This is a genomic window from Bacillus sp. FJAT-26390 (assembly GCF_001682865.1).
Taxonomy (GTDB): domain Bacteria; phylum Bacillota; class Bacilli; order Paenibacillales; family Paenibacillaceae; genus Pristimantibacillus.
Genome location: NZ_MAQX01000001.1, coordinates 837,538 through 859,571, shown reverse-complemented (window position 1 = coordinate 859,571; position 22,034 = coordinate 837,538). Strand labels below are relative to the sequence as shown.

Below are 22,034 nucleotides of genomic sequence, written 5' to 3'. Positions count from 1 at the left end.
AATCTACATCCTCATCGCAACTTTTTGTTGTTTTTTATAGAGTAGAGCAATATATACGAAAAAAAAGCTCGGGTTCAGGAAAACTCTTTCCCAGCATACCAAGCTTTTCTGCATATAGATCTTCTTTTACATTGTTCCGCCTCCGCGGCGAATGGAAGCTGGAATCTTTTCAGGGCCTTCGTTGATATATTTATAAATAAAGGTAGCGATTTTTTGGTCATCATAGTCGCTTAGCCCCATCGTTTTCGTCCAAGCCGTTACAACCACGTCTTTGTCAGCTGGAATATCTTCATTCGGAACAGCCAAAATTCCCGCTCCCGCTTCTCTAAAATTCACAAAATAGTTAAGCTGCTCGATGATTTTGGGATCGGCGTCCGTATGGTAATAAATAATAATGTCGCCGTGCTCCAAATTATGAACAAGCATTTCATACGGCGGCTTTTCCTTATAGAAACCAAATTTCAAATCATGCGGGCTATGTGTGCCTGACGTAGGAATCTTCATCTCATACTTAACCGGCTCATCCGAATGTTCCGCCCCGTAATATTTATCATCCGTTACTTCGATTGCTGCTTTTACATTCAAGCTGTTCATATCATATTCCTTACCCAAGTCTTTGGCAAAATGAATGATTGCAACGATAACTGACAAGCTAAGCAGCAAATGTGCAGCTACTCGCATTTTTTTCGTTTTTTGCTTGATAGCAGCTTTTTGATCCTTTTTCAAACGACTTGTATTTTCCTTGTTCCATTTGGCGGCATACCAATAGCTCATGATCGCTAACAACAAAATAATACCCGCCGTATATAACAAAAAATAAGAAGATCCTGATTGCTGATGCAAACCCATATGCTCATTCATAAACTCATTTACACGCTCCTTTGCACTACTTTATGTAGTGTTCGTTTTCAAAAAAATTAAGTGATTGCCATAATAATCATGCCCATAAACAGCAGCAAGACATAAATAGAAATCACTATGGAGGTCGTACCCAGCCTTACAGGAATGTCATGGCCAGGATCGACTAATTGCTGCAATCTATAATTTACGACACCGTCTGTAAAATAAACCAAGACAGGCGTAGGATTATCGCTAAAGCCTTTTTTGATTAGCTTAAGCAATGCGCTGCCAAGGCCGAGCTCCGAGCCCGTCTTCTTAATGGCATATTCATCGGCAAGCAGCTCACTCATCAGCTTATAGTTATGGTACGTCCATTTGGTGATCGGAATAAACCAGAGCGATTGCGAAATGAGCTGAAGCATAAATATTTTCAACGAATCATGGTGGCTTTGATGAAAGGATTCGTGCTCTATAACGGCTTCCAGCTCACTGTGATCCAACATTTCAATTAGCTCACTTGAAAGCACGACGAGCGGTCTTCTGAATCCAACGGTAAACGCCATTGCTTGATTATGATCGATGACAATAATATTCTGATTCATTGGCTTGAATTGTTGAATGACCCTAGCGGTCAAGTTGATGTTCCGTAGCGACATCAGTCTAGTTTTAAATCGTCTAGATAGAACAAACTGCTGCGTAATCTTAATGAGCGTAATCAATATCGCGTACGCAACGAGGGAGTTCAAAAACGTAATAACGATAAAGTAATACAGCGTATTTTCCCTAAACAAGCTTATGCAAAACTTAAAGAAGTTCACTTTCACATTGACGCCAAAAATGAGATGGACGATATACATCCCCATCTGACTCCATACTAGCAGCGCAATGAATAGACTAAGCGCCAACACCAATGAGGACTTGCGCTGCCATCTCATGTTTGATTATCCTTTTTGAGCTGCTGAATTTTATGCTCCAGCTTCTCAAGCAAGGATTGGTCAACATCCTTTAGCGCATCAATCATATGGGTAATGACAACGCCGCCAAACTCATCCAGAAGGTTCTCTGTTAATTTCTTTGACTGCTGCTCAATAAAATCCGCTTTTGATTCAGTAGGACGAAATAACGAAAGTCTGCCTTGCAGCCTTTTTTCCAAAATGCCCTTTTCTAACAATCGATTCATGACGGTCATGACCGTGTTAAAATTGACCGGCTTCTCCTTTTCCAAACGGAGCTGCACGTCCTTAATGCTCAGCTCCTCCGCAGCCCAGAGTATGTCCATAATTTTGGCCTCCAAGGAACCGAAAAATCGATTTAAGCCTACTTCGCCATATTTAAAATTTTTAATATCCATGGACCGCTCCTTCCACTACATATTATAGTGTAGCACAAATGGCATTTCAAGAGGATACATCTGCCTACAAATGTCTCATTCGAATGAAATGGGCATATTCTGCTCACTCTATAGGAGCTGGAGGTGATAACAATGACAGGAAGAAACAACAAGCCAGATAATGATGGTCCGACAGCAAGCCCCTCTCGTCTCGATCAATTTGGTGACAAGCTTAGCCGCAATGCTGAAGAAACGCCGAAGAAAGCTAACAATAACAATGGCAAAAGCTGCTAACATGCAGCGAAGGCAGTCCGTTGCTAGCGGGCTGCCTTCCATCTCACAAAATAAGAACATTTGTTCTCTACTCGCATTTTGAGCATTTTCGCCCATAAAAACGTCGTTCAGCGCTTCGCATATCTCTTTTGATACCTACTAATCTTCTTATATATCGACTTATCTCTTAATGACTTGAATCCATAGATTGCAGGACGAGTATTTACTTCAATAATCCATAATTTGAGATTGCGATCCACCCCAACATCCATACCAATTTCGTTTAGTGATTTAAAGGTTCTGTTCAGTTGGTAGGCTGTTTGCAAACCTAAGCGTCTGAGCTTCTGTTTAAACGCCTTCCTATCGTCTACCTTTGTCTCCAGCAGCAATTCAACGGGCTTTGAAGTGCCGCCCTTGCAGACGTTGGTCACGAACTTGGCATGATGGCCTATACGACCAATCTCGCCTGTCGGCTCCCATTTTCCTTTTACGTTTTTCTGCACCATAACTCTTAGATCAATTAAACGCCCCTTATATTTCAATAAATGAATGCCGCGCTGGATCAACGCCGCTTCCGCCCGTACCTGTATTGGGTTTGACGTATACCATCCTGTAGCTAACTAGCATCGATTTTAACGTAAGATTGCTGTATCTTTTAGTCATCGGTACGTTCCCTCTGAGCTTCTTATCTTGCAGTAACTCCCTATAATATACGTCGCTTCGTTACTCTTGAATTGTGCTAATATGCTAATGTCTCCCATGGATATCCGATTATTTCATTCACTGTACCGGCTAAACGCCCTAAATGATGGGAATGGCATATCTTGTAGGTACCTGTCCGTTACTATCCCTCGGTTTAGATCATATTGTGGATAATGGTGGAGGTGATCTCAATATGCATATAACCAGGCATCGATTAGCGAAAAACACAAAATACGAGACGCCCTATTATATTGTCCGGGGTGACTTGCAAGGGAATACGGTAATGGTAACAGCAGGCGTGCATGGGAGCGAGCGAGGAAGCATCTATGGGGCGAATCAGCTTTTGAACCAATTACAAATGCGGACACTCTTTATCAAAAGAGGGGTTCTCATTATTGTTCCTATTGTCAATCAACAGGCTTACAAAACACGCAGCCGGGGAAAGCCTGATTTGAATCGAACGTTTCCGCGTGCGCATAATCGTACTGCTAGGCATCCGCTTTCGGCCGCGTTATTTCAATTAGCGAAGCAATTTCAGCCTAGCTGGTATCTTGATCTTCATGAGGCAGACGGTTTATTCAAACTAAATCCGCGCTCTCTTGGCCAGACTCTCATCACGAATCCCAAGAGTGAGGCGATTCCGGCCGTAAGGCGTGTCGTCGGCCATATGAATCGTTCTATTACGCTAGAAAAAAGAAAGTTTTCTACGCGGCTGCATCAATTGCCTGGTTCCGGCCGCACCGCTGTCCATCTCTACTTAAAGGCAAAAGCTGTGACGGTAGAGACATCTATCGGTTTGCCTATTGCCGATCGCGTCAAATACCAAGTGAAAATTCTAAATCAATTTTTGAATGAGCTAAAAATAAAATAAGCAACATCTGGCATAACCAAAAGACCGCAACGGCAGCAGCTGCCGTTGCGGTCTTCTATTTCCGGACAAAATTAGTCCCAAGGATGCTTTACCGTCAAAAAACTGGCGAACTTCTTACTCTCGTCTCTTCTAATCTTGCGCATTTCAGCCCGGTGGGGTGCAGTCTCGAACAGCTTGAGCTCCTCTTCCGTCTCAGGAACGACAGTTGGCACGGGAATCGGCTTGCGGTTCTCATCAAGCGCAACAAAGGTTAAGAAAGAAGTTGCCGCAACCCTGCGCTCGCCGCTGAGCAAATCTTCCTTTATGACCTTAACAAATACCTCTACTGAAGTACGGCCTGTCCACGTAACGAACGATTCAAGGCAAACCGAATCGGAAGGCCGTATGGGATGAAGGAAGTCGACAGAATCCGTTGAGGCAGTCACGACGGAGCGCCTGCAATGCTTGGTTGCTGCAATCGAAGCGATATCGTCGATATAAGCCATCAGTTTGCCGCCGAACAACGTATTGTGGTTGTTGACGTCCGGTGGAAATACCCTTGCCGTTTTGTAGCATTTGGATTCGCGTGAATACCTTTGTTCCATCGACTATTGTTCCCCTTTAGTAAAAACGGATAATAACTGCGCGATGGCTTTCTCCCGATCTACCTCTAAGCAGAAATCAACTGGGCGGCCGACGGTTGAGCGCACTCTACGGTCAGTGATGATCATCCCTGCCGTATAACCTGTTCCGCAGTCGATTACCGCGTTCATCGATTCGATACGCACGAGTGACGGGTTAATAGCTACAATGACAGCTAACGGGTCATGCATCGCGCATTCGCCGTCAAAATGATTGGAGAATGCATAGAAATCAAAGTATGGCTCTAATGCGACATTTAGAAAATCTAATATCTCTTGCTTATCTTCGGCAATCTCGCGTGACAAATAGGCCATATGCTTCTTCGTTAGCCTTGTCTGCTGGGTCACATCAAGTCCAACTATCGTAATCGGAAGCTTCGATTCAAATACGAGGGCAGCGGCTTCCGGATCGCCATAAAAATTAGCTTCGCTTACGGGCGTAATGTTGCCTGGCACGAATACGCTGCCTCCCATAATAACGACCTTCTTGAATTTGTTTTCAATCGAAGGATCAAGCTGCAAAGCGAGAGCCAAGTTCGTTTGCCGGCCAACGGTAACTAAAGTAAGCTCACCGGGGCTTTCATTCACTTTTCGAACGATGAACTGCGCCGCCGTTTCCTCTAATAGCTGCTGAGGAGATGCCGGCAAAACCGCATCACCTATTCCGTTATGACCATGGATATGGTGTACGGCTCCTGGGAATACACGGCTAAGTGGGCCTGAAGCACCTTTGGCTACCGGAACTTCATAGCCGCAATTGGCGACTTGAATGACGCGCAGCGTATTTTCAGTCGCTTGTTCCACGTCAATGTTCCCGAATCCCGTCGTAATTCCCTCTACTTTGATCTCAGGAGACAACAGGGCGTATAAAATGGCTAAGGCGTCATCAATGCCTGTATCTACGTCAAGCAGCATTCTGTTTATGTTCGACATCTCATAACTCCTCCTTCTACTAACGTTCATTGTAATCAATTCATGAGGCAAATACCAAGCTTATTGAAAAAAATAGAGATAGGAAAAGAAGTCCATTGCAAGCTAAGCTTCGGCTAATAGCTTTAATTGTTCGTTCCGATGCTCCAAAAACTTAGTCATATAAGACTTCAAAACGAGCCGCTCGGCGATCCACCCTAACCATCCAAGCGGAGCCTCGAACCGCAGCGTATCTGTCATGAGCGTGCCTTCTCCGTGCCTCTCAAACATGTGAACATGCCTCAAGTACTTGAATGCGCCTTTTTGCGTTTCATCAACAAATAAATAGGGAGCGTTAAAATCCGTTATTTTCGAAGTAAGCCGTTGTCTTATCCCAAAGTGCGTCGCTTCAAACGTAACCAGCTCACCCGCCCCGATACAGCCTGTCGTGACTCCTGCTACCGCCTGCTCGCGCGTATGCTTCCAAACCGTTCTCGTATGGACGTCAATGTCGCGCGCCAGATCAAAGCAGCGTTCAATCGGTGCCTTAATCATGATGCTCGTCGTTACTTCTACCAAACCATTCACCACTCTTTTTGTCTACCGCATAACGGTCCTAAACTATAGTAAGCCTTCTTTGACAAGGTTTATAAAATAATTCTGATGCTCGGGATGGCATGCGATCAAATATGGCTGTCCATTCATGCCAGCAAATGGTATGCCGTCAAAATCAACGATAATGCCTCCCGCTTCCTTCGCCATAAGGAGGCCTGAATACAAATCCTCGCCTTCCGAGTTATATACGATAATCGCGTCCAAATCGCCTCTTGCCAACATCGTCCATTGCAGCGTTGGCGCCCAAAGCCGCATCATTCGTTTCGTACTTACGTCTATGTAATGCCTAAGCTTTACCGCTTGAGGTTCATTTTGAACCGCATGCCCCTGAATCCAGCCTACTCTAGCTTTCTTAAAGGCTTTTGCTTCGCCCATACGAACCGGCTTCGTATTGCATGAAGTGCCTTCATTCTCGCTTGAAACATATAATCGGTCCGTCATCGGCTCGTAGATAACCGCTAGCACAGGTTTTGTCTCATAAATAAGCGTTATCGATATGCCAAACAAGGGCAGCCCAATCGCAAAATTATTTGTTCCATCAAGCGGATCAACCAGCCACATCCACTCGCTTTGAACGTCATTTTCGCCAAATTCCTCTGAACGAATTTTGTGGCCTGGGAATACGCGCCTAATTTTATTCAAAATAACAGCTTCAGCCAAATGATCCACTTCCGTTACGATATCGCCGTGATCATCCTTCTCCTCATAATGATCCAGATCGCCAAAGCGCTCACGCGTGAGCCGTCCCGCTTCATACGCTGCGGCTATCGCCACTTCCCTAGCGCTATTCATAATCATTTGATCCAATTGTTCTGCCCCCCGCTCTCCATTTAACCTTGTCAATCCTGCCTCGACGCAAGCTTTTCTCTGATTCTCCGTTTATAGAGCAGCCAAGTTTTCATAATCGATTCCTCGCTGCGATGACTAGACACCGCTTCTATGAAAGGAAAGTCTTCTGCCGATACCGCTAGTTTATAACGAGGCGCAACCGTCTCTCTACTTATCCATTCGTCAAAATATACGAAGCCGCTACTTGATCTGGCAAACGATTCCTTTGGCAGAAAATATACCGTTCCGCTTGTCCAAGGGAAATTATTCATCGTCGCTTCAGTCAGCGAGAAAAAATAGAAGCGATTCACGTTCTTTTTGACCCGAATGCATCCGTTGCGAAAATTCCCATACAGCTTGCTCCGATTAAACACCGCATAAAAGATCGGCCAAATAGCATCCGATGTAGCAAATACTGCTTCCACATATTTACCGTTATAAAGCGTCTGGCGCCTCGTTTCAAATCGGTCGATCGCAGTATGGTTGGAACCATGAACGAGCATAGCTTTTTGCTCAGTCATATAGGCGATGAACCTATACTTAGGATAAGGGCAGTCGTACTCGATCGCTCCCGCTTCCGGGTTTGTCTGCGCGAGCAGACGCTCATACGCCGCAGCCTCATCGGAATCAATGAGTATGGGTGGTTTTTCCATAAAATATTTTCGCAAAAAGAATGAAATGAATCCCATTTCTAGTTACTCCTTTATATATCTGTATAGAAATGGAGACGATTGCCGGACGGATCGGTGATGCTCACTTGGTTCCATTCGTCATCAAAGCCCGGCCGTGCAAATTTATATTTTTTACTTAGCAAGTGCTGCTGCAATCCTTTGGCATTCTCTACCTGTATGCGTACGGCGGAGCCTGGCGAACAATCACCGTAATGCTCGGATAAATGGATGATGCAGTCGCCGTTCGATATTTGCATATAAAGTGGTGCGTCTGGATCAAAGCGATGCTCCCAATCACATTTGAATTCTAAAAAATCGAAATAAAACTCTTTTGCTTTCGATTCATCAAAAAAACGAAGGATCGGCACCGTACGCTTCATATGAAAAGTCATCGTTTCTCACATCCCTCTCCAGTGTTATATCCATCTGATTATACATCCATTTCTGGCGGCACGGAAGGCTGCGGAAAGGAAAAAGGACGATACCCTTTTGCGATCATCGCATCCAGATACAGCCCTTTGTTCATCTTTACACTATTATTTTACGACACTCTTAAGCACGTCATCGATAATTTGCGAGTTAGCAATGGCACCTGAATATAACCAAGCCGTCGTATTTGGGAATTCGTAAACCTTGCCGTTTTTAACTGCAGGAATCGCTTGCCAGATCGGATCCTTCAATGCCTCCGAGCCGGAGTCCATATCACTGTTGATGAGGAAAATATGATCGGCGTCCATCTCAGCCAGCTTCTCAAGAGAAATGGCGTTCCAGTTGCCTGTTCCCACAGCAGAAATTTCTTTCACGACTTCTGGTACAGCAAGGCCGAGGTCATTGTAGAGGACAGAGCCGCTCGACAACTTGTCGCTAACGACGAAGAAGCTTTTTTGAACCAGCCAAATCGCTGTTGCAGATTCGCCTTTTGCTACGCCTTGCAGTTTTTCTTTTGCTTCCTTTGCTTTCAATTCATAGGCATCGAGTACTTTTTGAGCCTCATCGCTCTTGCCTAGAACTTCGCCCACTTTCAAAAGCGATTTGCGCCAGTCAGCGTTGATTTCATCGCCCAGCGTGTAAGTAGGAGCGATCTTCGAGTATTGTGCATATTTATCGCCCTCAACCGCACTATTTCCACCCATAATAATTAGATCAGGGTTAAAGCTAGTCACCGCTTCAAACGGAAGATCATAAGCAATCGTTGGAATGCCTTCAAGCGAATCTTTCAAATAATCTTGTGTTCCGTTTTGTACGGACCACTGTGCAACCGGCTTAACACCCAAAGCAACTAGATGATCTTCCAAATAAGAAGCAAGGATACGCTGCGGGTTTGCAGGAATCGTTACTTCGTTTCCAAGCGCATCCTTTAATTTATGCTCAGTAGATGCTTCTGTAGCAGTCGGTGCCTCAGTTGCAGCAGGTTCGTTGTTACTGTTGCTTCCACAAGCAGCAAGCCAAAGCGACATCACCATTAGACTCATAAGTACCAGTATGAATTTTTTCTTATTGCGCATAAACACGATAGTTCCCCCTGTATGACTGTTTTTTTGTTGAAGTGAATCTCATCCACCTCAAAGACAACTAATGATAACAATTATCATTTTCATTGTCAATGGCGGTTTAATAAATTACACCACATTACATAATCACGAGGGAACTCGGCTTTAATATTCAGCTTTCTCAAATAACCGGATTAGCCAACGAGAAGTATCCTCCACAAACTGCCGAACAAATTCCTCAGTTAGATAAGACGGTTCTATGCGGGGTTCTTTCGTCGTATCGTTAAACCAGTGCAGCCTCCTCAGCCATAATCCGTGTCCATATTGTATAAGCCGCGCTCATTTTCAATCTGTTCATAAGAGATTTTGCTTTTGAAATCCCGGCATACGGTATGCTGGCGGAGAAGTTCGCTAATGACGTGGGATGAATCGCATCGGGAGAGATGCTTCCGAGTAGGAAATCAGCGATTGCCAGTGAAGTAAAGTTGCGTAGGTACAGCGCCTGAATGTATTGGCCGCAGCCGAGTGTACTTAGCGGGCAATGGCTGCCTCAATATAATTAAACTAGCTCATCCCAGCCAAAAGCTAATTCCTTCAATATGTCATTGCCGATTTGGATATCCTTCTCAGCAAAAATCTTGCCTCCCAAACTGGAATAGAAGGCTTTCGCCGAATTATCAGCTAATACCCATAACATACACGAATGATAGTTGTGCAGCTTCAAATGATTGATCAATGTGGAAAATAAAGCTTTTCCATAACCTTGTCCTTGGTATTCTTTGAGCAAGTATATCGAATAAACTTCACTGTCAAAGTTGTATTGCTCGCTTCTGCATTTTCCGCCGTGTGTAAAGCCGACTATCGCTCCATCGTCATTTTCGACTACAATCACTGCATGATCCGGCTTCGGATTTTGAAATACCCCATTCCAGTTATTCAAACGACTCTCCACGCTTAGATTGTTCAAATAATCATCCGAGATGATTCCCTTGTAGGTGGTCTGCCAACTCGCAACGTGAACTTGAGCGATACTCGTTACATCTTCAATCGTTCCCATACGGATCTTCATGTTAACCTCCCATTACGCGTCTTCGTGCCTCTTCGTAAAAAAATGAGTTTCCTTGTACCCAAGGGATCTTATACGCTTCTTCTGGCTTAAATAAACCTCTTCCTTTGCTTTCAATCGTGCTTTCAAAAGGATCAAGCTGAATGATTTTCGCACAATAAAATACCATATAGCTATCTGGATACGGATACTTGTAGTTGTTAGGCTTTGTAAATAATCGGATGCGTTCATAACCAAGAAGCTGGGGAGACTCGACCAAAACCCGGGTTTCTTCGTATAGCTCTCTTTTCATCGCTTCGATTGGCGTTTCACCAGCCTCAACATGCCCGCCTGGAATGTCCCATCCTCTTTCTGCCAAATTCGTTAACAACAATTGGTCTTCTTGAAAAGCTAATACAAATGAGCCCGTTATTAATTCAAGCCGCGGCAAAACATCATCCATGACTAAACATGTTTCATTTGGCAACGGCAGACCTATTACATTTTTTTGTTCTCTTAACACATTCATCGGAAGCGATCACCTCTTCTAAGTAAATAAAGAAACAATTGCTCAAGTCTTTAAACATGGAATTGCACGGTCGCCATGATTGCGAACATTGCTGAAAATATAAAAATAAAGGTTAGGAATAAGCTTACAATGAATGATCTTTGGATGCTTTTATTATTTTTCAGATTTTTTAGAAGCATTATCATACTCGCAAACCACAACGTACCCAGTAATGGAACGATTAACGTTATAAAAACGAGCAAATAACCACACTCCTTATGTAAAATCATTCATAATCTTGCCGTTAGAAAAACAAGAAAATTTAACCATTATTAACATAAAGATGTTACTATAGTAACAGATAGACAAGTCTATCTTGACGACCAAGAAAAGGAGGAGCAATCGGTTTCGGTAAATTATGTTTCATCTTTTCCATATTGAAGGAGGAATTATGATGTCTTTGTTGAAAACATGGCCTGAACGCTCCATGATCCGGATTATGGTTTTAAGCTTCATTTTATTGTTTTCGATAGTGCCGATCACTTCAGCTGCTACGCCGGACCCTGTCACTAACCTTCAGTTCACGAGCACTTCCCCGGTCATCATTGCGTGGACGAATCCCACGACCGACTATGATTCCATTAAGGTTATTAAACTAAACAGAACAAATTTGGTCCAAGTGTACAAAAAGGATTTGATGAAAGGAACTACCTCTCACTATGACACGACTTCTGTAGATCCAACAAAACAATACTGGTATATTGTTCAAACGGTGAAGGGCGGAGTAGTATCTTCTCAAGTAAAGGTTATCCTTAATTAAGTTTCCAAGTCCTGTATTCATTTTTGCAGATTGCGCAATAAGTTGAACTGTAAAAAAGCCGAGGAATGAGCAGTCAAAGGCTTGTTCCTAGGCTTTTTTTAATGGATGCCGATCACTTACCGATTAAAATTATGCTTTCACTTGTATCGTTCCCTATTAATTTAATGACTAACTCTGCATCTGCGCGGGAAGATGGGCTATTTTCAATGAGCAATTTGTTATAGTATATGCCTTCTTTGTCTAATGAAGCTTTCTCCGCGTTAAAGTTTAAAACACCGTTATTTTTTGCTTCCACAAAATAACTAAAGGTTTCGATATCCGCTATGTGATTTCCTTTGTATTTAAGCTTAATCTCATACTTTTCTTCTCCTATCGCTTGTTCAACACGCACCTCGGCCGTCCAAGCTTCACCCTCGCCAAGTTTATAGCCTCCTCTTTCTTTACTTGCTAATTTTAACAAACAAAACACATGTGATAAACCAAATGATACAATGAATGTAAAAATCAAAAGCTATTCTGATCACAAAAAAGCTAATAACCATGAAAAAACAACCATACGGAGTAAAAGCGAGCTTTATTATTCCACTTAATCTATAGCTTAAGACAGAAGAAAAGACTGCCCGTGGGCAGTCTCTTTTATGTTGAATGTTCTTATTGCAGCGATTGTAAATGCTCCTCGAAGCGATCGTAGGTTTCAGAAATGCCTTGCTCCATTCCCATATCCATAACGGCTTGGAGCGCTTCTGCGGAAGCGTATCTGCCTACGTTAATAAGCTTTGTTTTGCCCTCGTGTTCAAGGAAAGTAATGGTAACCTGTGAGGAAGGCATTCCCTCCAATTCATTTCCTTCGGCATCTGAGAAAAAGTCGACTAATTCGATTTTTTCATTTTTAACAATGTCCTGGTAGATGGCTTTGCCCCATGATTCGACTCCGTAAAAATCCCCTTGGTTTTTATCCTGACACTTCATGCAGTAATGCCATATCCCGCCCGGACGAAAATCAACATTGCAAACCGTAAGTGTCCAACCGCGAGGCCCCCACCAATGCTTTAAATGCTCGGCCTCCGAGAACGCTTTAAATACAAGCTCGCGCGGTGCATTGAAAACACGCTCTAAAATAAGTTCTTGGCCCTCTACTCTGGATATCATTTTGTTTGTCATTATAAACTCCTCCTAAGATTTAGTTATTATTTTTAGTTGATTTTTCAAATTGCAGCTTCTGCAAGTAATGATGCAAGTTGTCGAACCGATCATCCCAAGTGCTTCGGTAGCTCTCAAGCCATTCATCTAATGCTTTGAACGGCTCCATTCGAAGTTTGTAATTCCGCCGATTAGCGTCAGCCTGAACGTCGACTAGTCCGGCGTCGAGCAAAACTTTTAAATGCTTTGAGGCTTGCGGCTGGCGGATTTGAAGTCGATTGGCGATCTCACCGACGGTTAGAGGACCGTCTTGCAAAAGCTCCACAATCCGTAAACGATTGGGCTCAGCTAGTGCGCTAAATGTCGATGCGTTCATGATGCAGATTTTCCTTTAATGAATGAATTAGACTTTGTAACGGAGATTGCAAGACCACTATTTCCATATCCATTCATATCTGCTCACCTCATTTCGTTTGTTTTTCTTTTTCTTGTTCTCAATATACCATCTGAGGAATATTCCTGTCAACGAATATTTAAAATCATTATCTAAGCCTTAGTTTTCTAGCACGTTTTAACATAATAAAAGACTGGCACCCTACTGGTACCAGTCTAATTCATCTCTATGACTTTGCCGAACCAAAGTCGCCGTTTAATTGCTTCCGCTTGGAATACTGATTTTTTTGGACCATGATTTACCGCCATCCGTTGTTCTGTACACCGCAGGACTTAGCGAGCTTGTATCAGCCATCCATCCGATATCCTTGCTAGTGAACGAAATAACGCTCTGGAAACCTTTAATGGTTTTGAGATTGCTCCACGACTTTCCTGCATCTAATGAACGGCCAACTCCAATAACTTCACCCGCTGGCGAGTAACCTCCGAGAATCGCTGCGCCGTCAACCAGTTCTAAGTTGCTTGGATGGCCGCCAGGGGAAGCCGGTCCTTCCTTCACAATGCCGACAGCGCCGCCGGGAGCCGGTCCGCCTCCAGCCGTGCTTTGGCTGATCACTTTTTTCCAGCTTGATCCATTGTCAGAGGATGCATAAAGGGAGTATGACTGCTGGGACATACCCGCTCCGCCATAAAACTCAGCCCAAATTTGGCTGCCGCTCGTGTAGATTTCACCGCCGATAATCTCATCTGATTTGACGTCCAGCTTGGTCGCCCAATTCGCTCCGCCATCTGTTGTTTTAGATAACTTATAACCGAAGCCTGGTACTAAAGTAAGCACCCAACCATGCTTCACGTCGGTAAATTCCGCATAACGAGTATTTGCCGGAGTCGTAATTTTAGTCCACGTTTTCCCGCCGTCCGCCGTTTTATAGGCAAAAGCCCGTGTATATCCGAAGCCGTTTTTTGCATCCGTAAAATGAATGCGTTCAAGGGCGAGTGCACCTGTTGGAATTTTCGTGAAGGTGCTCCCCCCATTCGTCGTATATACCAGTGCATTCGTTCCGGCAGCTGAAGATTTCGCTAAAGCAAAGCCAGTCGTATTCGATATAAAGTCAAGCTGAGTAAACTGCCATGTTCCCTTATAAATAGACTGCCAAGAACCGCCTGCATCGGAGGTTCCGATCAGGAATCCATTGCCTGCGGCCCGTCCGGTTGTTCCGCTAAGAAACTGAATATCGCTAAAATGGAATGTCGAATCACCTGCCGGAGTCCCGCTGAATAGATCCTTTGCTGTAGACCCTGCCGCCGCCTGGGTAAATGGAACTGCCGACGTAAGTCCAATTGCTAGCGCTGCTGCTAAAAGTCCACACTTAAGTTTAATTGTGTTCATTATCTTTGTCCTCCTGACCTAAAGTTGTGATGTTTGCTTTTATTCAATAAATTACCCTACTTTGATCCAAACGAAACTTCAACGCAGAAGGTTGCAAGCATAGATTCATTCATTGATAGGCTACGAAATCGTATAATAATGATTTCTTATGATTCCATTTTTAAACAAATTTGATGTATGATTAAAGGATAAAGTTGAATCGGCAATTATGTTTATTTATCAATTCATTATGATAAAGGAGTCTTACTCATATGAAAGTCGCAGATGCTCGGGCCGCAGCCGCTTTGTGGGTGATGGAACATGCAAGCCTTCATCCTGATTTTATGGGTGCTTATTTCAGCGGTTCCACTATTACAATGCCAGATGATATGGAAATGCCGGCTGCGTCGGATGTCGATATCGTCATTGTCACATCCCATCGTGAGCCTCCTGTCAAGCTCGGTAAGTTTGAATTCCATGGTGCTTTAATAGAGGTAACTTACATGACATGGAGTCAGCTATCCTCAGCCCGGGAAGTTTTGACCTCCTATCATTTGGCTGGAAGCTTCCGCATGAACACCATTATTGCTGACCCCACCAAACAGCTGGGTCGTTTACAAAGTGAAGTATCGCGCCATTTTTCTGAGCTGGAGTGGGTACGCCGTCGATGTGAAAATGCTCGGCAAAAAATCGAAAACGGGCTGCTTGCCATTAACAACTCCGCCCCGTTGCACGATCAAGTAACGTCATGGCTATTTCCAACTGGCGTTACTACGCATATGATTCTAGTGGCTGCGCTTCGGAATCCTACTGTGCGGCTGCGCTATGTTGCTGCCCGCGAAGTCCTTTTGGAATATGGATTTTCCAATCTTTACGAAGAGCTGTTAGAGCTGCTAGGTTGCTCTCATCTGACTCCGGAGCTAGTCGAGTATCATCTGGGCGAGCTTGCTCGGACTTTCGATGCTGCAGCAGCAGTTGCTAAAACTCCCTTTTTCTTTAGCAGCGACATTACCGCAGAAGCAAGGAAGGTCGCCATTGACGGCAGCCATGAGCTCATTCGAGCCGGCCTTCACCGTGAAGCGATCTTTTGGATCGTTGCGACATTTGCTCGTTGCCATACCATTTTAGCCGCAGACGCGAGTCCGGAGCTGCAGGAATCACTTACTCCGGCCTTTAAAGCCGTTATCGCAGACATCGGCATCCATGCTCCCCATGATCTAATAAACCGCAGCAAAAAAGTGCTTGAGTTCCTTCCTGCGCTTTCAAAAGCGACAGAGGCCATCATGATGGCAAATCCAGCTATCAGCAGCAAGTAGGCAATCACACTAAAGGAAGCAGGCATGCCGGATAACATCGTATCAGCCCTATCCGCATCCCATCGGAATACTAACTCCATATTTGGCGTGATTTAATTCCTTGGATACCATTGCTTTTGGATATCATTGATTATGAATGAAAAACAGGTTGCTCGTAGTGTGATAAAGGTAAGCTTTTATTAGGAGGCGGTTAGATGGATTCCAGAAAAGAAACACCTGAAGAAAAAAGAGAACGATTAAGACTGGAAGAATTAAAAAATAACCCTTCTGGTGCGTTTAATGATGGAGCAAATCGTGCTGAATTTGGAAGTTTAGCTGATTTAGTTGGTGGTTTGGGATGGAAAGGAACACCACCGTTACACGCCGGCAGCCTTCATTTGTTCATTACCCAAATCCACATATTGATCCACTTTATCGTTATCTTTCAGCACCAATAGCTTACCCTGGTACGGTTCTAATAGATCAAAAATGACTGGCCTATCCCGCTTCTGGTAGCCGTAGTTCCAAATGTACATCTTCTTAAGCATATCAAAGGTTTGTTCGTAATTCCCTTTTTCAAATCCAAGCTTTTGTACGATAAACCTTTTTAATATTCTATAATTTCTAATCCACATCGCCGTGTCGAGATAGATGATCAATTCGGCATGTTCAAAACACGATGAGGTCCATTTATAATGCACGCCCTCCGTTATCCACTCAGCAGAGGCAATAATGCCATTTAACTGCGCATCTCTTGCTTCGCTACTATTTCTTACGTCTCCATTTTCCGTCCTTCTCCATACCACATTGTCCAGTTCATAATATGGAATACTGAGTTTTACTGATAATTGCTTAGCTAGCGTTGACTTTCCACTCCCAACAGAGCCAATAATATGAATCTTTTTAGGTGTTTTGCTCGCCAATAAACTTCCTCCCACGCTCAGCATGAATCGTAAAAGAATTAATCCATTGCCTTACTTGAAAAAGTAAAAACCTTGCAAAGCCCTACGTCGCCCAGCTCCTTATCTTCTTCGGTGAATTGGTTGTCGGTATAACGGAGCAACGTTTTTCTCCAAAATGCAATCGCATTTCTATTCTTCTCCGTTCCCGTCGTGTAGAGCATCCATTTCCCTAGGAATCGTTTGAAAATTTCGATTGCAGCATGCTCGCCAACTCCTTTACCGCGAAAGGGGCGCAATATAAAATATTCATTTATCAAATAATTCGAGTCGCCGTAAACATAAGGCGGCGTTGCAATTAACGCAAATCCAGCAGGCACATCGTTCACCCTGATCAAAAACGGAAACAGAACGCCCTCTTTTTCCCACCAAATATCAAACACCGCAATTTGGTCCTGAAGCGTTTTATAGTCGTCACTTTCCTCAAACACGCCAAATTTATTTGGCAAAACATCCCTAATGCCCGACAAGTCATGCAGATAAAGCGGATACATATTGTTAATGATCGCTTTTGTGTCCAGATCACATAACTGAACCGTTATTTTATCCATATCGTCCTCCACTTTTCCGATATTGTCAGGCTAGCACATGGGTGAAAAAAAGCCGCGGGTCCAAGCCGCAGCCCTTGCTTAAAATCCCCGTCTAAGATGATAAGACTCTTTTCACTATTTTTTTCGCAACGCTCTCGGCAGTCTTTAATGAACCCGCTTCTTTCGCCTGCCGAAAATAGTCAAAAACAGGCTGCCCCTCTACCTGACGCGCTTCTGCCTGCATTTCCGTATCCACCATACCGGGATCGACCTTATAGACCGTAACGGCTCGATGCTCTTCAAGCTGTACGCATGATGTGAACATATTTAATGCTGCTTTCGATGCGCAGTAGGCGCTCATACCGGCTGCTGCATAATTTGCCGAGCCAGAAGAGACATTGACAATTATTCTTTTTAATTCGAGGTGATCCGTCTGCTTAATTAAAGACTGAGTGAGCAGCATAGGAGCTAACAGGTTGATTTGCAATTTCGAATCGTTTCTTCAGAGGAGCAGCAATTGATTGCGCCAAGCGGCGAAACTTGGGCAGCATTATTAATTAATGTAAGCGATTCTAATTCGGAGTGATCCACTAGCTCAAGCATTTCCTCCATAAGAGGAGAAATGCCCTGAACGTTTTGCAAATCATATTTCATAAAATGAAATTTGCAGCCTTGCTCAGCCGCAAGCTCCGATAGTCGTTCATTATTAGTCCTCGATATGGAGAAGATAATATGGCTTGGCTTAATGAGCTGCTTACAAATTTCAAGGCCTAAACCACGTGAAGTGCCCGTCACCAGGAATGCTTTCAAAATACGCCTCCTCTCCTTAGCCCTCTTGCTCATCCAAAAATTGCTTTATGGTCAAATAGAGCTTATCTCGCTCCATATTGCGAATGTTATGTCCGGAATCAGCAAACGCCTCGACCTTAACAGTCGTGAACATGTCACCGTATTGCAATACATCCGCTTCGCTAAGCAATGATCCTTCAAGAAGTCCTCTTATAACCAAAGCAGGAAGCTCAAGCTTCCCATCGAGCTTGATCGGCGTCGAATCCCGTTGGATCCCTTTTACAGCCTGCTGCCTTATGAGCTTGTTCCGGCCTGTAGGAATCAAATACTGATTAATATAATCATCTGCCCACTCAGCAGTCATCTGCTTATGCTCGGCTGGGTAGTCTTCCACAATTAAAGATTTGATCTGCTTGGCATTTTTTTGAGCATACCCCAGCGCATAGGATACACCGCGGGAGTTGCCAAACAAATGAAAGGATCCGATTGCCGTCTCTTGAATAACGGCAGACAAATCAGATACGTGATCCTCTAAATCATATTTGGCACGCGGCGTATCGCTTCTTCCTCTTCCGCGAAATGAGAGAACAATCGCTCTTCGCGGCAGCAGATAGGCTAACAAATCCTCATACTCTTCCGCCGCTTCCGATAAACCGGGACAAATTACGATCGGCGTAAGCCGATGATCCGCCTCTCGCAACGTATCCAAATAATGAATATTAACGTCTTGATTAGTAGCAAGGCCTGATACAAACATAGGTAACCCCCTTATTGTAATGCCTCATTATTTCTCTCTAGCGATGACGTAACACTTATCGGAATGCGTAAATCCGATACGCGGATAATAGTCGACAGCAATAGGGGAAGAGAGCAATACGAGCGATACTTCCGCACCTAATGACTCTCTTAACCGTTCGACCAGCTGCTTCCCGATGCCATTTCGTTGATAGGCCTTGTCGACAGCCAGATCCGAAAGATAACAACAATAGGCGTAATCGGTGATAGCACGAGCTATGCCGACTAATTTTTCGCCATCCCAAGCGCTGATGATGACATCTGCATGGTCGATCATTTTTTGCATCCGCTCTAAATCTTGATAGGGACGTTTTATGCCCGAGTTTGCAAAAACAGTGGATAGGTCAGCCGCTGATACAACTTTACCTTCCTGATATCGAATCATCGTTGCCCTCCATGACTTTCATCCCTTTATTTCGGAATGCCATAATATGAGCAACATGGTGATTGCCATGCCATGCATAACTGCCAAGCGTGTAATCCAGCGCATACGTTTCCTTTGAGCCCGGATGAAAAAACAGCTTTTTATAATCCGAATCCGTTAGCGACCTTAATAAAATAGCCCATCTTTTGTGCAGATGGTCAATTAGCGCTAAAGAAAGCTCGATGTCCGCATTTACCGTATCGCCAAGCTCCGCCCAGCGCTCCTCGTAATAGGGTTTAATCGTTGGCGTTTCCTCCGTCAATGCGAGCTTAAATCGGATGTAGCTGTTCATGTGACTATCCGCGACATGATGTACAACTTGTTTGATTCTCCAGCCGCCCTCCCGGTAAGGGGTATTCAGTTCCTGCTCATTTAGACCTTCAACGCTGCTGCGGAGACGGCTCGGCAGCCGTTCGATTTCTTGAATCCATGCCTCTCTCTGCAGCGATGTAATCTCGCCTGGCGCATGGAATGTACCAATCGGATACCTTTCGTCCATATAAATCCTTCTTTCTTCTTAGATGATTGCTAGCAATTCGTTTAATCTATTAATCTTGTGAAGCGGCGTTGCCGTCAAATCCTCGCGCCAAGGCTGGTTCACCTGAACCCATATCGTGCCTAATCCTGCGAGAGAGGCTCCCTCAATATCATTTACGGGATGATCGCCAACATAAATGCACTGCTCGGGCTTCAGCTTCAGCTCGGTCCATGCCGCTTCAAAAATGCGTCGATCCGGCTTTTTCACTCCCGCTTCCTCAGAAACGATGATAAAGTCAAAATGCTCACGTAATCCTAGTCGATCGATTTTCCCGTATTGGATTTCGGTCCGGCCATTCGTGATGAGCCCGATTTTATATTTGCTTTTGGTATGATGGATGACATCAAGTGCCTGATCGAAGAGGACTGCATTTTGCACATAGTGTACGCTGTAATACTCCATTAGCTCTTGGTGCTCTGGCTTTGTCACCCATGGCAGCTGTTCCAGCAATTCTCGGAAAAGCTCCCGTTTGTCCTTGTAGCCGTCTTGATCAAGCTCAATAATGAGCGCAAGCAGTTGTTCATGCGCTTCCAAATGACTGAAATAATGGCCTAGAAACGAAGCAGCAAACGACTTAAAGGTATGGGTACGATCTAATAGGGTGTTATCCAAATCAAAAATGACCGCTTTTATATCCGTCATAGCCAATCCCCCTTCATTTCCATGATTATACAACTTCCAGCAGTTACCGAATAGTCCGTTTCTTAATAAAACGATAACTTACATCTAGCATAAGCTCATTCATGGTTATTAAATCCTTTGCTTGAAAAATAAAAAGGCCTCCGCAAAAGAGGCCGCCTAATTATTTTAAAAGAATAGTTTACTCGAACCAACTGAGCTCCATCAGCAGCAGATCCGCCAGTTACCTCAAGCGCCATACCGCTATCTCGATTAGATTGTTTGTTTATATCATTCAAATTGATGAGTCTCCATATATCTTATGATTTGAACGAAAAGCTCTTCCCTATCCCAAATCACTTTAAAACCTTTCATAACCGTATCGCCCATCTCTTGATCCAATGGCAGCCGCAGCCACTCCTCGCCTGCGACACCATACTCTACTTCCATCCCGCTCGCATATTCGATTCGAAATGAAGTAAGCAGTCCCCACTCTTCCTTCGTCGCTTGCTCGATCGGTTCGAATGGAAATTGATGAAGGATCGCTTCCAGCGTCTTCGTCTTCTTATCTGAAATAAGGAGAAAGCTCAAATTCGAGTCCTCTTCATTCTCGTCATCCGCGCAAGGGCCAACCAAAGCAATGCCTGCAATATGCGATTGCTCCCCCGCCCATTTTACAAATTCGTACATTAGCTTATAATGATCCGGTCTCATAGCTGCGCTCCTCCAAATACCACCGTGGAATAATGTTGTTAAAATGGTCATGATCCTCAAGCACTCGCTCTAGCTTTTGCGTCATAATCCCAAGCTCTGAAGGTCTGACTTGCAATATCCAGACGATTGAGGAGACGATGGTCATTGCCAAATAAAGCGAATATAACGTCCAAAATTGCTCATCCGGCTCTTGACCGACATGATATCCTTTAATTTGACCTATCGTGAACGGAATGCTAACCTCACTGCTGAACATCCCTGCCTTCAAAAATTCATGAACAGGATCTCCCCAGTCTAAACGGTTAAAATCGATGACGCCTGCCAGCTTGCCGTTCTTCACGATCAAATTGCCTACATGGAAATCGTCATGCTGAAAAACGTTTGGCCTTCCCTCCATCAGATGCAGATGCCTGTCAATGAACGCCAAAAACGCTGTATCACCCTTCAATCTCGCATCGCCGTTCAAATATTGCTCTATGTACCGTTTGTGCTTCGCAAGCTTTCGTTCATGCCAAGGCGCAATAGCTGCTGGCGCAAGCAGCTTATGCATCTTCGCCAGCTCTCTTCCAGCCTCCAAACCGATTGCCTGCTGAATGGAAGGCGAGTATGCTGGCAGGATGTCCGTTGCCTCATCACCATCAATGTACGTTAAGAGCATATACCCGATATTTGAATTTGGCAAAGTCCCCATCTCTATAGGTTTTGAGCATAAGACATCGTAGTTTTGCATTTGACGGATAGCAGCAAATTCAGCCTGCTTGGCGGATAGCTCATTCAAAGCAAAGCTTCGCAGCAAATACGTTTGATTATCCTTCTCTACGATAAACTTTTGGTCATAGGAATATCCTTTATTTATTTTTGAAATACGGTTGCTCCCCTGCAGCAGACTAATTTCATTGATAAAAAGCTCGGATAAGCGCTCATCGTTCAATCGATCTCCTCCTAACC

31 protein-coding genes and 1 pseudogene are annotated in these 22,034 nt (G+C 44.1%); 5 read left to right on the top strand and 27 right to left on the bottom strand.

Going from position 1 to position 22,034, the window contains the following annotated elements; translation table 11 throughout:
• Positions 1-126: 126 nt before the first annotated feature.
• Genes A7975_RS04115 through A7975_RS04105 form a run of 3 tightly spaced genes read right to left on the bottom strand, consistent with a single transcriptional unit; the run spans position 127 to position 2,191 of the window.
• A complete protein-coding gene (locus A7975_RS04115) occupies positions 127-861 on the bottom strand; it encodes a thioredoxin-like domain-containing protein (protein ID WP_065384212.1) in 735 nt (244 codons plus the stop codon).
• A gap of 56 nt (positions 862-917) precedes the next feature.
• Entirely contained in the window at positions 918-1,775 is an 858-nt protein-coding gene (locus tag A7975_RS04110; RefSeq protein ID WP_065384211.1) for a M56 family metallopeptidase, read from the bottom strand.
• Positions 1,772-2,191, bottom strand: coding sequence for a BlaI/MecI/CopY family transcriptional regulator (locus A7975_RS04105; RefSeq protein ID WP_053375923.1), 420 nt, complete (start codon positions 2,189-2,191; stop codon positions 1,772-1,774). Before A7975_RS04105 ends, A7975_RS04110 begins: the two co-directional genes overlap by 4 nt.
• A gap of 132 nt (positions 2,192-2,323) precedes the next feature.
• Between A7975_RS04105 and A7975_RS33970 the strand changes: the two genes are divergently transcribed.
• Positions 2,324-2,464, top strand: a complete 141-nt coding sequence (locus A7975_RS33970; protein ID WP_176707664.1) for a hypothetical protein — start codon at positions 2,324-2,326, stop codon at positions 2,462-2,464.
• Positions 2,465-2,571: 107 nt separating this feature from the next.
• Here A7975_RS33970 and A7975_RS04100 read toward each other — a convergent pair.
• A pseudogene (locus A7975_RS04100) lies at positions 2,572-3,106 on the bottom strand (YheC/YheD family protein).
• A 232-nt stretch (positions 3,107-3,338) separates the two neighbouring features.
• Here A7975_RS04100 and A7975_RS04095 point away from each other — a divergent pair.
• A complete protein-coding gene (locus tag A7975_RS04095) occupies positions 3,339-4,016 on the top strand; it encodes a M14 family metallopeptidase (RefSeq protein ID WP_065384209.1) in 678 nt (225 codons plus the stop codon).
• A gap of 71 nt (positions 4,017-4,087) precedes the next feature.
• On the opposite strand, the gene A7975_RS04090 is transcribed toward A7975_RS04095, so the two are convergent.
• The 9 genes from A7975_RS04090 to A7975_RS04050 form a co-directional block, all read right to left on the bottom strand.
• Positions 4,088-4,600 carry an acyl-CoA thioesterase gene (locus A7975_RS04090; protein ID WP_065384208.1) on the bottom strand — a complete coding sequence of 171 codons (513 nt, stop codon included), beginning with the start codon at positions 4,598-4,600 and terminating at the stop codon, positions 4,088-4,090.
• 3 nt (positions 4,601-4,603) lie between these two features.
• Positions 4,604-5,569 carry a nucleoside hydrolase gene (locus A7975_RS04085; RefSeq protein ID WP_053375920.1) on the bottom strand — a complete coding sequence of 322 codons (966 nt, stop codon included), beginning with the start codon at positions 5,567-5,569 and terminating at the stop codon, positions 4,604-4,606.
• A gap of 102 nt (positions 5,570-5,671) precedes the next feature.
• A complete protein-coding gene (locus A7975_RS04080) occupies positions 5,672-6,124 on the bottom strand; it encodes an SRPBCC family protein (RefSeq protein ID WP_053375919.1) in 453 nt (150 codons plus the stop codon).
• Positions 6,125-6,166: 42 nt separating this feature from the next.
• Complete coding sequence (locus tag A7975_RS04075; protein WP_065384814.1) at positions 6,167-6,958, bottom strand: inositol monophosphatase family protein; 792 nt, start codon at positions 6,956-6,958, stop codon at positions 6,167-6,169.
• Positions 6,959-6,999: 41 nt separating this feature from the next.
• A complete protein-coding gene (locus tag A7975_RS04070) occupies positions 7,000-7,677 on the bottom strand; it encodes a hypothetical protein (RefSeq protein ID WP_065384207.1) in 678 nt (225 codons plus the stop codon).
• Positions 7,678-7,691: 14 nt separating this feature from the next.
• A complete protein-coding gene (locus A7975_RS04065) occupies positions 7,692-8,051 on the bottom strand; it encodes a glyoxalase superfamily protein (protein ID WP_231637513.1) in 360 nt (119 codons plus the stop codon).
• 144 nt (positions 8,052-8,195) lie between these two features.
• Positions 8,196-9,164 (bottom strand): iron-hydroxamate ABC transporter substrate-binding protein, encoded by a 969-nt coding sequence (locus tag A7975_RS04060; protein WP_065384813.1) that lies wholly within the window; start codon positions 9,162-9,164, stop codon positions 8,196-8,198.
• A 544-nt stretch (positions 9,165-9,708) separates the two neighbouring features.
• Positions 9,709-10,218: a GNAT family N-acetyltransferase gene (locus A7975_RS04055; RefSeq protein ID WP_065384206.1), complete on the bottom strand. Its 510-nt coding sequence runs from the start codon at positions 10,216-10,218 to the stop codon at positions 9,709-9,711.
• A 1-nt stretch (position 10,219) separates the two neighbouring features.
• Positions 10,220-10,723: an NUDIX domain-containing protein gene (locus tag A7975_RS04050; protein WP_065384205.1), complete on the bottom strand. Its 504-nt coding sequence runs from the start codon at positions 10,721-10,723 to the stop codon at positions 10,220-10,222.
• 430 nt (positions 10,724-11,153) lie between these two features.
• On the opposite strand from A7975_RS04050, the gene A7975_RS04040 reads away from it, so the two are divergent.
• On the top strand, positions 11,154-11,522 hold the full coding sequence (locus tag A7975_RS04040) for a hypothetical protein (RefSeq protein ID WP_141680192.1): 369 nt from the start codon (positions 11,154-11,156) through the stop codon (positions 11,520-11,522).
• Positions 11,523-11,634: 112 nt separating this feature from the next.
• On the opposite strand, the gene A7975_RS04035 is transcribed toward A7975_RS04040, so the two are convergent.
• From A7975_RS04035 to A7975_RS04020, 4 genes are all read right to left on the bottom strand, one after another.
• Positions 11,635-11,982, bottom strand: a complete 348-nt coding sequence (locus A7975_RS04035; RefSeq protein ID WP_141680191.1) for a hypothetical protein — start codon at positions 11,980-11,982, stop codon at positions 11,635-11,637.
• 191 nt (positions 11,983-12,173) lie between these two features.
• Complete coding sequence (locus A7975_RS04030) at positions 12,174-12,683, bottom strand: SRPBCC domain-containing protein (protein ID WP_065384201.1); 510 nt, start codon at positions 12,681-12,683, stop codon at positions 12,174-12,176.
• Positions 12,684-12,702: 19 nt separating this feature from the next.
• Positions 12,703-13,038: an ArsR/SmtB family transcription factor gene (locus tag A7975_RS04025; RefSeq protein WP_065384200.1), complete on the bottom strand. Its 336-nt coding sequence runs from the start codon at positions 13,036-13,038 to the stop codon at positions 12,703-12,705.
• A 273-nt stretch (positions 13,039-13,311) separates the two neighbouring features.
• Positions 13,312-14,445: a beta propeller repeat protein gene (locus A7975_RS04020; protein ID WP_065384199.1), complete on the bottom strand. Its 1,134-nt coding sequence runs from the start codon at positions 14,443-14,445 to the stop codon at positions 13,312-13,314.
• A 251-nt stretch (positions 14,446-14,696) separates the two neighbouring features.
• Here A7975_RS04020 and A7975_RS04015 point away from each other — a divergent pair, with 251 nt between their 5' ends.
• Together A7975_RS04015 and A7975_RS32795 are read left to right on the top strand one after the other, a co-directional pair.
• Positions 14,697-15,740 (top strand): hypothetical protein, encoded by a 1,044-nt coding sequence (locus tag A7975_RS04015; RefSeq protein ID WP_065384198.1) that lies wholly within the window; start codon positions 14,697-14,699, stop codon positions 15,738-15,740.
• A gap of 194 nt (positions 15,741-15,934) precedes the next feature.
• A complete protein-coding gene (locus tag A7975_RS32795; protein WP_082197961.1) occupies positions 15,935-16,177 on the top strand; it encodes a DUF6366 family protein in 243 nt (80 codons plus the stop codon).
• Here the strand turns inward: A7975_RS32795 and A7975_RS04010 are convergent.
• From A7975_RS04010 to A7975_RS03965, 10 genes are all read right to left on the bottom strand, one after another.
• A complete protein-coding gene (locus A7975_RS04010) occupies positions 16,097-16,642 on the bottom strand; it encodes a P-loop NTPase family protein (RefSeq protein WP_255314155.1) in 546 nt (181 codons plus the stop codon). The two genes, A7975_RS32795 and A7975_RS04010, sit on opposite strands and share 81 nt — an antisense overlap.
• Before the next feature lie 38 nt (positions 16,643-16,680).
• Positions 16,681-17,229 (bottom strand): GNAT family N-acetyltransferase, encoded by a 549-nt coding sequence (locus tag A7975_RS04005; RefSeq protein ID WP_065384196.1) that lies wholly within the window; start codon positions 17,227-17,229, stop codon positions 16,681-16,683.
• A 91-nt stretch (positions 17,230-17,320) separates the two neighbouring features.
• Positions 17,321-17,695 carry an SDR family NAD(P)-dependent oxidoreductase gene (locus A7975_RS04000; protein WP_065384195.1) on the bottom strand — a complete coding sequence of 125 codons (375 nt, stop codon included), beginning with the start codon at positions 17,693-17,695 and terminating at the stop codon, positions 17,321-17,323.
• Complete coding sequence (locus A7975_RS03995) at positions 17,677-18,018, bottom strand: SDR family NAD(P)-dependent oxidoreductase (RefSeq protein ID WP_065384194.1); 342 nt, start codon at positions 18,016-18,018, stop codon at positions 17,677-17,679. Before A7975_RS03995 ends, A7975_RS04000 begins: the two co-directional genes overlap by 19 nt.
• Before the next feature lie 16 nt (positions 18,019-18,034).
• Positions 18,035-18,754, bottom strand: coding sequence for an alpha/beta fold hydrolase (locus A7975_RS03990; protein ID WP_065384193.1), 720 nt, complete (start codon positions 18,752-18,754; stop codon positions 18,035-18,037).
• A gap of 27 nt (positions 18,755-18,781) precedes the next feature.
• On the bottom strand, positions 18,782-19,177 hold the full coding sequence (locus tag A7975_RS03985; protein ID WP_065384192.1) for a GNAT family N-acetyltransferase: 396 nt from the start codon (positions 19,175-19,177) through the stop codon (positions 18,782-18,784).
• On the bottom strand, positions 19,155-19,715 hold the full coding sequence (locus tag A7975_RS03980) for a YfiT family bacillithiol transferase (RefSeq protein WP_065384191.1): 561 nt from the start codon (positions 19,713-19,715) through the stop codon (positions 19,155-19,157). The genes A7975_RS03985 and A7975_RS03980 overlap by 23 nt, the downstream gene beginning before the upstream one ends.
• Before the next feature lie 18 nt (positions 19,716-19,733).
• Complete coding sequence (locus tag A7975_RS03975; protein WP_053375903.1) at positions 19,734-20,396, bottom strand: HAD family hydrolase; 663 nt, start codon at positions 20,394-20,396, stop codon at positions 19,734-19,736.
• A 267-nt stretch (positions 20,397-20,663) separates the two neighbouring features.
• Positions 20,664-21,086, bottom strand: a complete 423-nt coding sequence (locus tag A7975_RS03970; protein WP_065384190.1) for a hypothetical protein — start codon at positions 21,084-21,086, stop codon at positions 20,664-20,666.
• Entirely contained in the window at positions 21,067-22,017 is a 951-nt protein-coding gene (locus A7975_RS03965) for an aminoglycoside phosphotransferase family protein (RefSeq protein WP_082197959.1), read from the bottom strand. Before A7975_RS03965 ends, A7975_RS03970 begins: the two co-directional genes overlap by 20 nt.
• Positions 22,018-22,034: the final 17 nt, after the last annotated feature.

Excerpts from the sequence above, each read along its gene's own strand:
- A7975_RS03975 (WP_053375903.1), bottom strand. The coding sequence starts at position 20,396 with ATGACGGATATAAAAGCGGTCATTTTTGATTTGGATAACACCCTATTA.
- A7975_RS04055 (WP_065384206.1), bottom strand. The coding sequence starts at position 10,218 with ATGAAGATCCGTATGGGAACGATTGAAGATGTAACGAGTATCGCTCAA.
- A7975_RS04115 (WP_065384212.1), bottom strand. The coding sequence starts at position 861 with ATGAATGAGCATATGGGTTTGCATCAGCAATCAGGATCTTCTTATTTT.
- A7975_RS32795 (WP_082197961.1), top strand. The coding sequence starts at position 15,935 with ATGGATTCCAGAAAAGAAACACCTGAAGAAAAAAGAGAACGATTAAGA.
- A7975_RS04105 (WP_053375923.1), bottom strand. The coding sequence starts at position 2,191 with ATGGATATTAAAAATTTTAAATATGGCGAAGTAGGCTTAAATCGATTT.
- A7975_RS04065 (WP_231637513.1), bottom strand. The coding sequence starts at position 8,051 with ATGACTTTTCATATGAAGCGTACGGTGCCGATCCTTCGTTTTTTTGAT.
- A7975_RS04090 (WP_065384208.1), bottom strand. The coding sequence starts at position 4,600 with ATGGAACAAAGGTATTCACGCGAATCCAAATGCTACAAAACGGCAAGG.
- A7975_RS03970 (WP_065384190.1), bottom strand. The coding sequence starts at position 21,086 with ATGAGACCGGATCATTATAAGCTAATGTACGAATTTGTAAAATGGGCG.
- A7975_RS04070 (WP_065384207.1), bottom strand. The coding sequence starts at position 7,677 with ATGGGATTCATTTCATTCTTTTTGCGAAAATATTTTATGGAAAAACCA.
- A7975_RS04020 (WP_065384199.1), bottom strand. The coding sequence starts at position 14,445 with ATGAACACAATTAAACTTAAGTGTGGACTTTTAGCAGCAGCGCTAGCA.
- A7975_RS03980 (WP_065384191.1), bottom strand. The coding sequence starts at position 19,715 with ATGGACGAAAGGTATCCGATTGGTACATTCCATGCGCCAGGCGAGATT.
- A7975_RS04030 (WP_065384201.1), bottom strand. The coding sequence starts at position 12,683 with ATGACAAACAAAATGATATCCAGAGTAGAGGGCCAAGAACTTATTTTA.
- A7975_RS04085 (WP_053375920.1), bottom strand. The coding sequence starts at position 5,569 with ATGTCGAACATAAACAGAATGCTGCTTGACGTAGATACAGGCATTGAT.
- A7975_RS04015 (WP_065384198.1), top strand. The coding sequence starts at position 14,697 with ATGAAAGTCGCAGATGCTCGGGCCGCAGCCGCTTTGTGGGTGATGGAA.
- A7975_RS04110 (WP_065384211.1), bottom strand. The coding sequence starts at position 1,775 with ATGAGATGGCAGCGCAAGTCCTCATTGGTGTTGGCGCTTAGTCTATTC.
- A7975_RS04060 (WP_065384813.1), bottom strand. The coding sequence starts at position 9,164 with ATGCGCAATAAGAAAAAATTCATACTGGTACTTATGAGTCTAATGGTG.
- A7975_RS03985 (WP_065384192.1), bottom strand. The coding sequence starts at position 19,177 with ATGATTCGATATCAGGAAGGTAAAGTTGTATCAGCGGCTGACCTATCC.
- A7975_RS04040 (WP_141680192.1), top strand. The coding sequence starts at position 11,154 with ATGATGTCTTTGTTGAAAACATGGCCTGAACGCTCCATGATCCGGATT.
- A7975_RS04005 (WP_065384196.1), bottom strand. The coding sequence starts at position 17,229 with ATGGATAAAATAACGGTTCAGTTATGTGATCTGGACACAAAAGCGATC.
- A7975_RS04075 (WP_065384814.1), bottom strand. The coding sequence starts at position 6,958 with ATGATTATGAATAGCGCTAGGGAAGTGGCGATAGCCGCAGCGTATGAA.
- A7975_RS04050 (WP_065384205.1), bottom strand. The coding sequence starts at position 10,723 with ATGAATGTGTTAAGAGAACAAAAAAATGTAATAGGTCTGCCGTTGCCA.
- A7975_RS33970 (WP_176707664.1), top strand. The coding sequence starts at position 2,324 with ATGACAGGAAGAAACAACAAGCCAGATAATGATGGTCCGACAGCAAGC.
- A7975_RS03990 (WP_065384193.1), bottom strand. The coding sequence starts at position 18,754 with ATGTTTGTATCAGGCCTTGCTACTAATCAAGACGTTAATATTCATTAT.
- A7975_RS04095 (WP_065384209.1), top strand. The coding sequence starts at position 3,339 with ATGCATATAACCAGGCATCGATTAGCGAAAAACACAAAATACGAGACG.
- A7975_RS04025 (WP_065384200.1), bottom strand. The coding sequence starts at position 13,038 with ATGAACGCATCGACATTTAGCGCACTAGCTGAGCCCAATCGTTTACGG.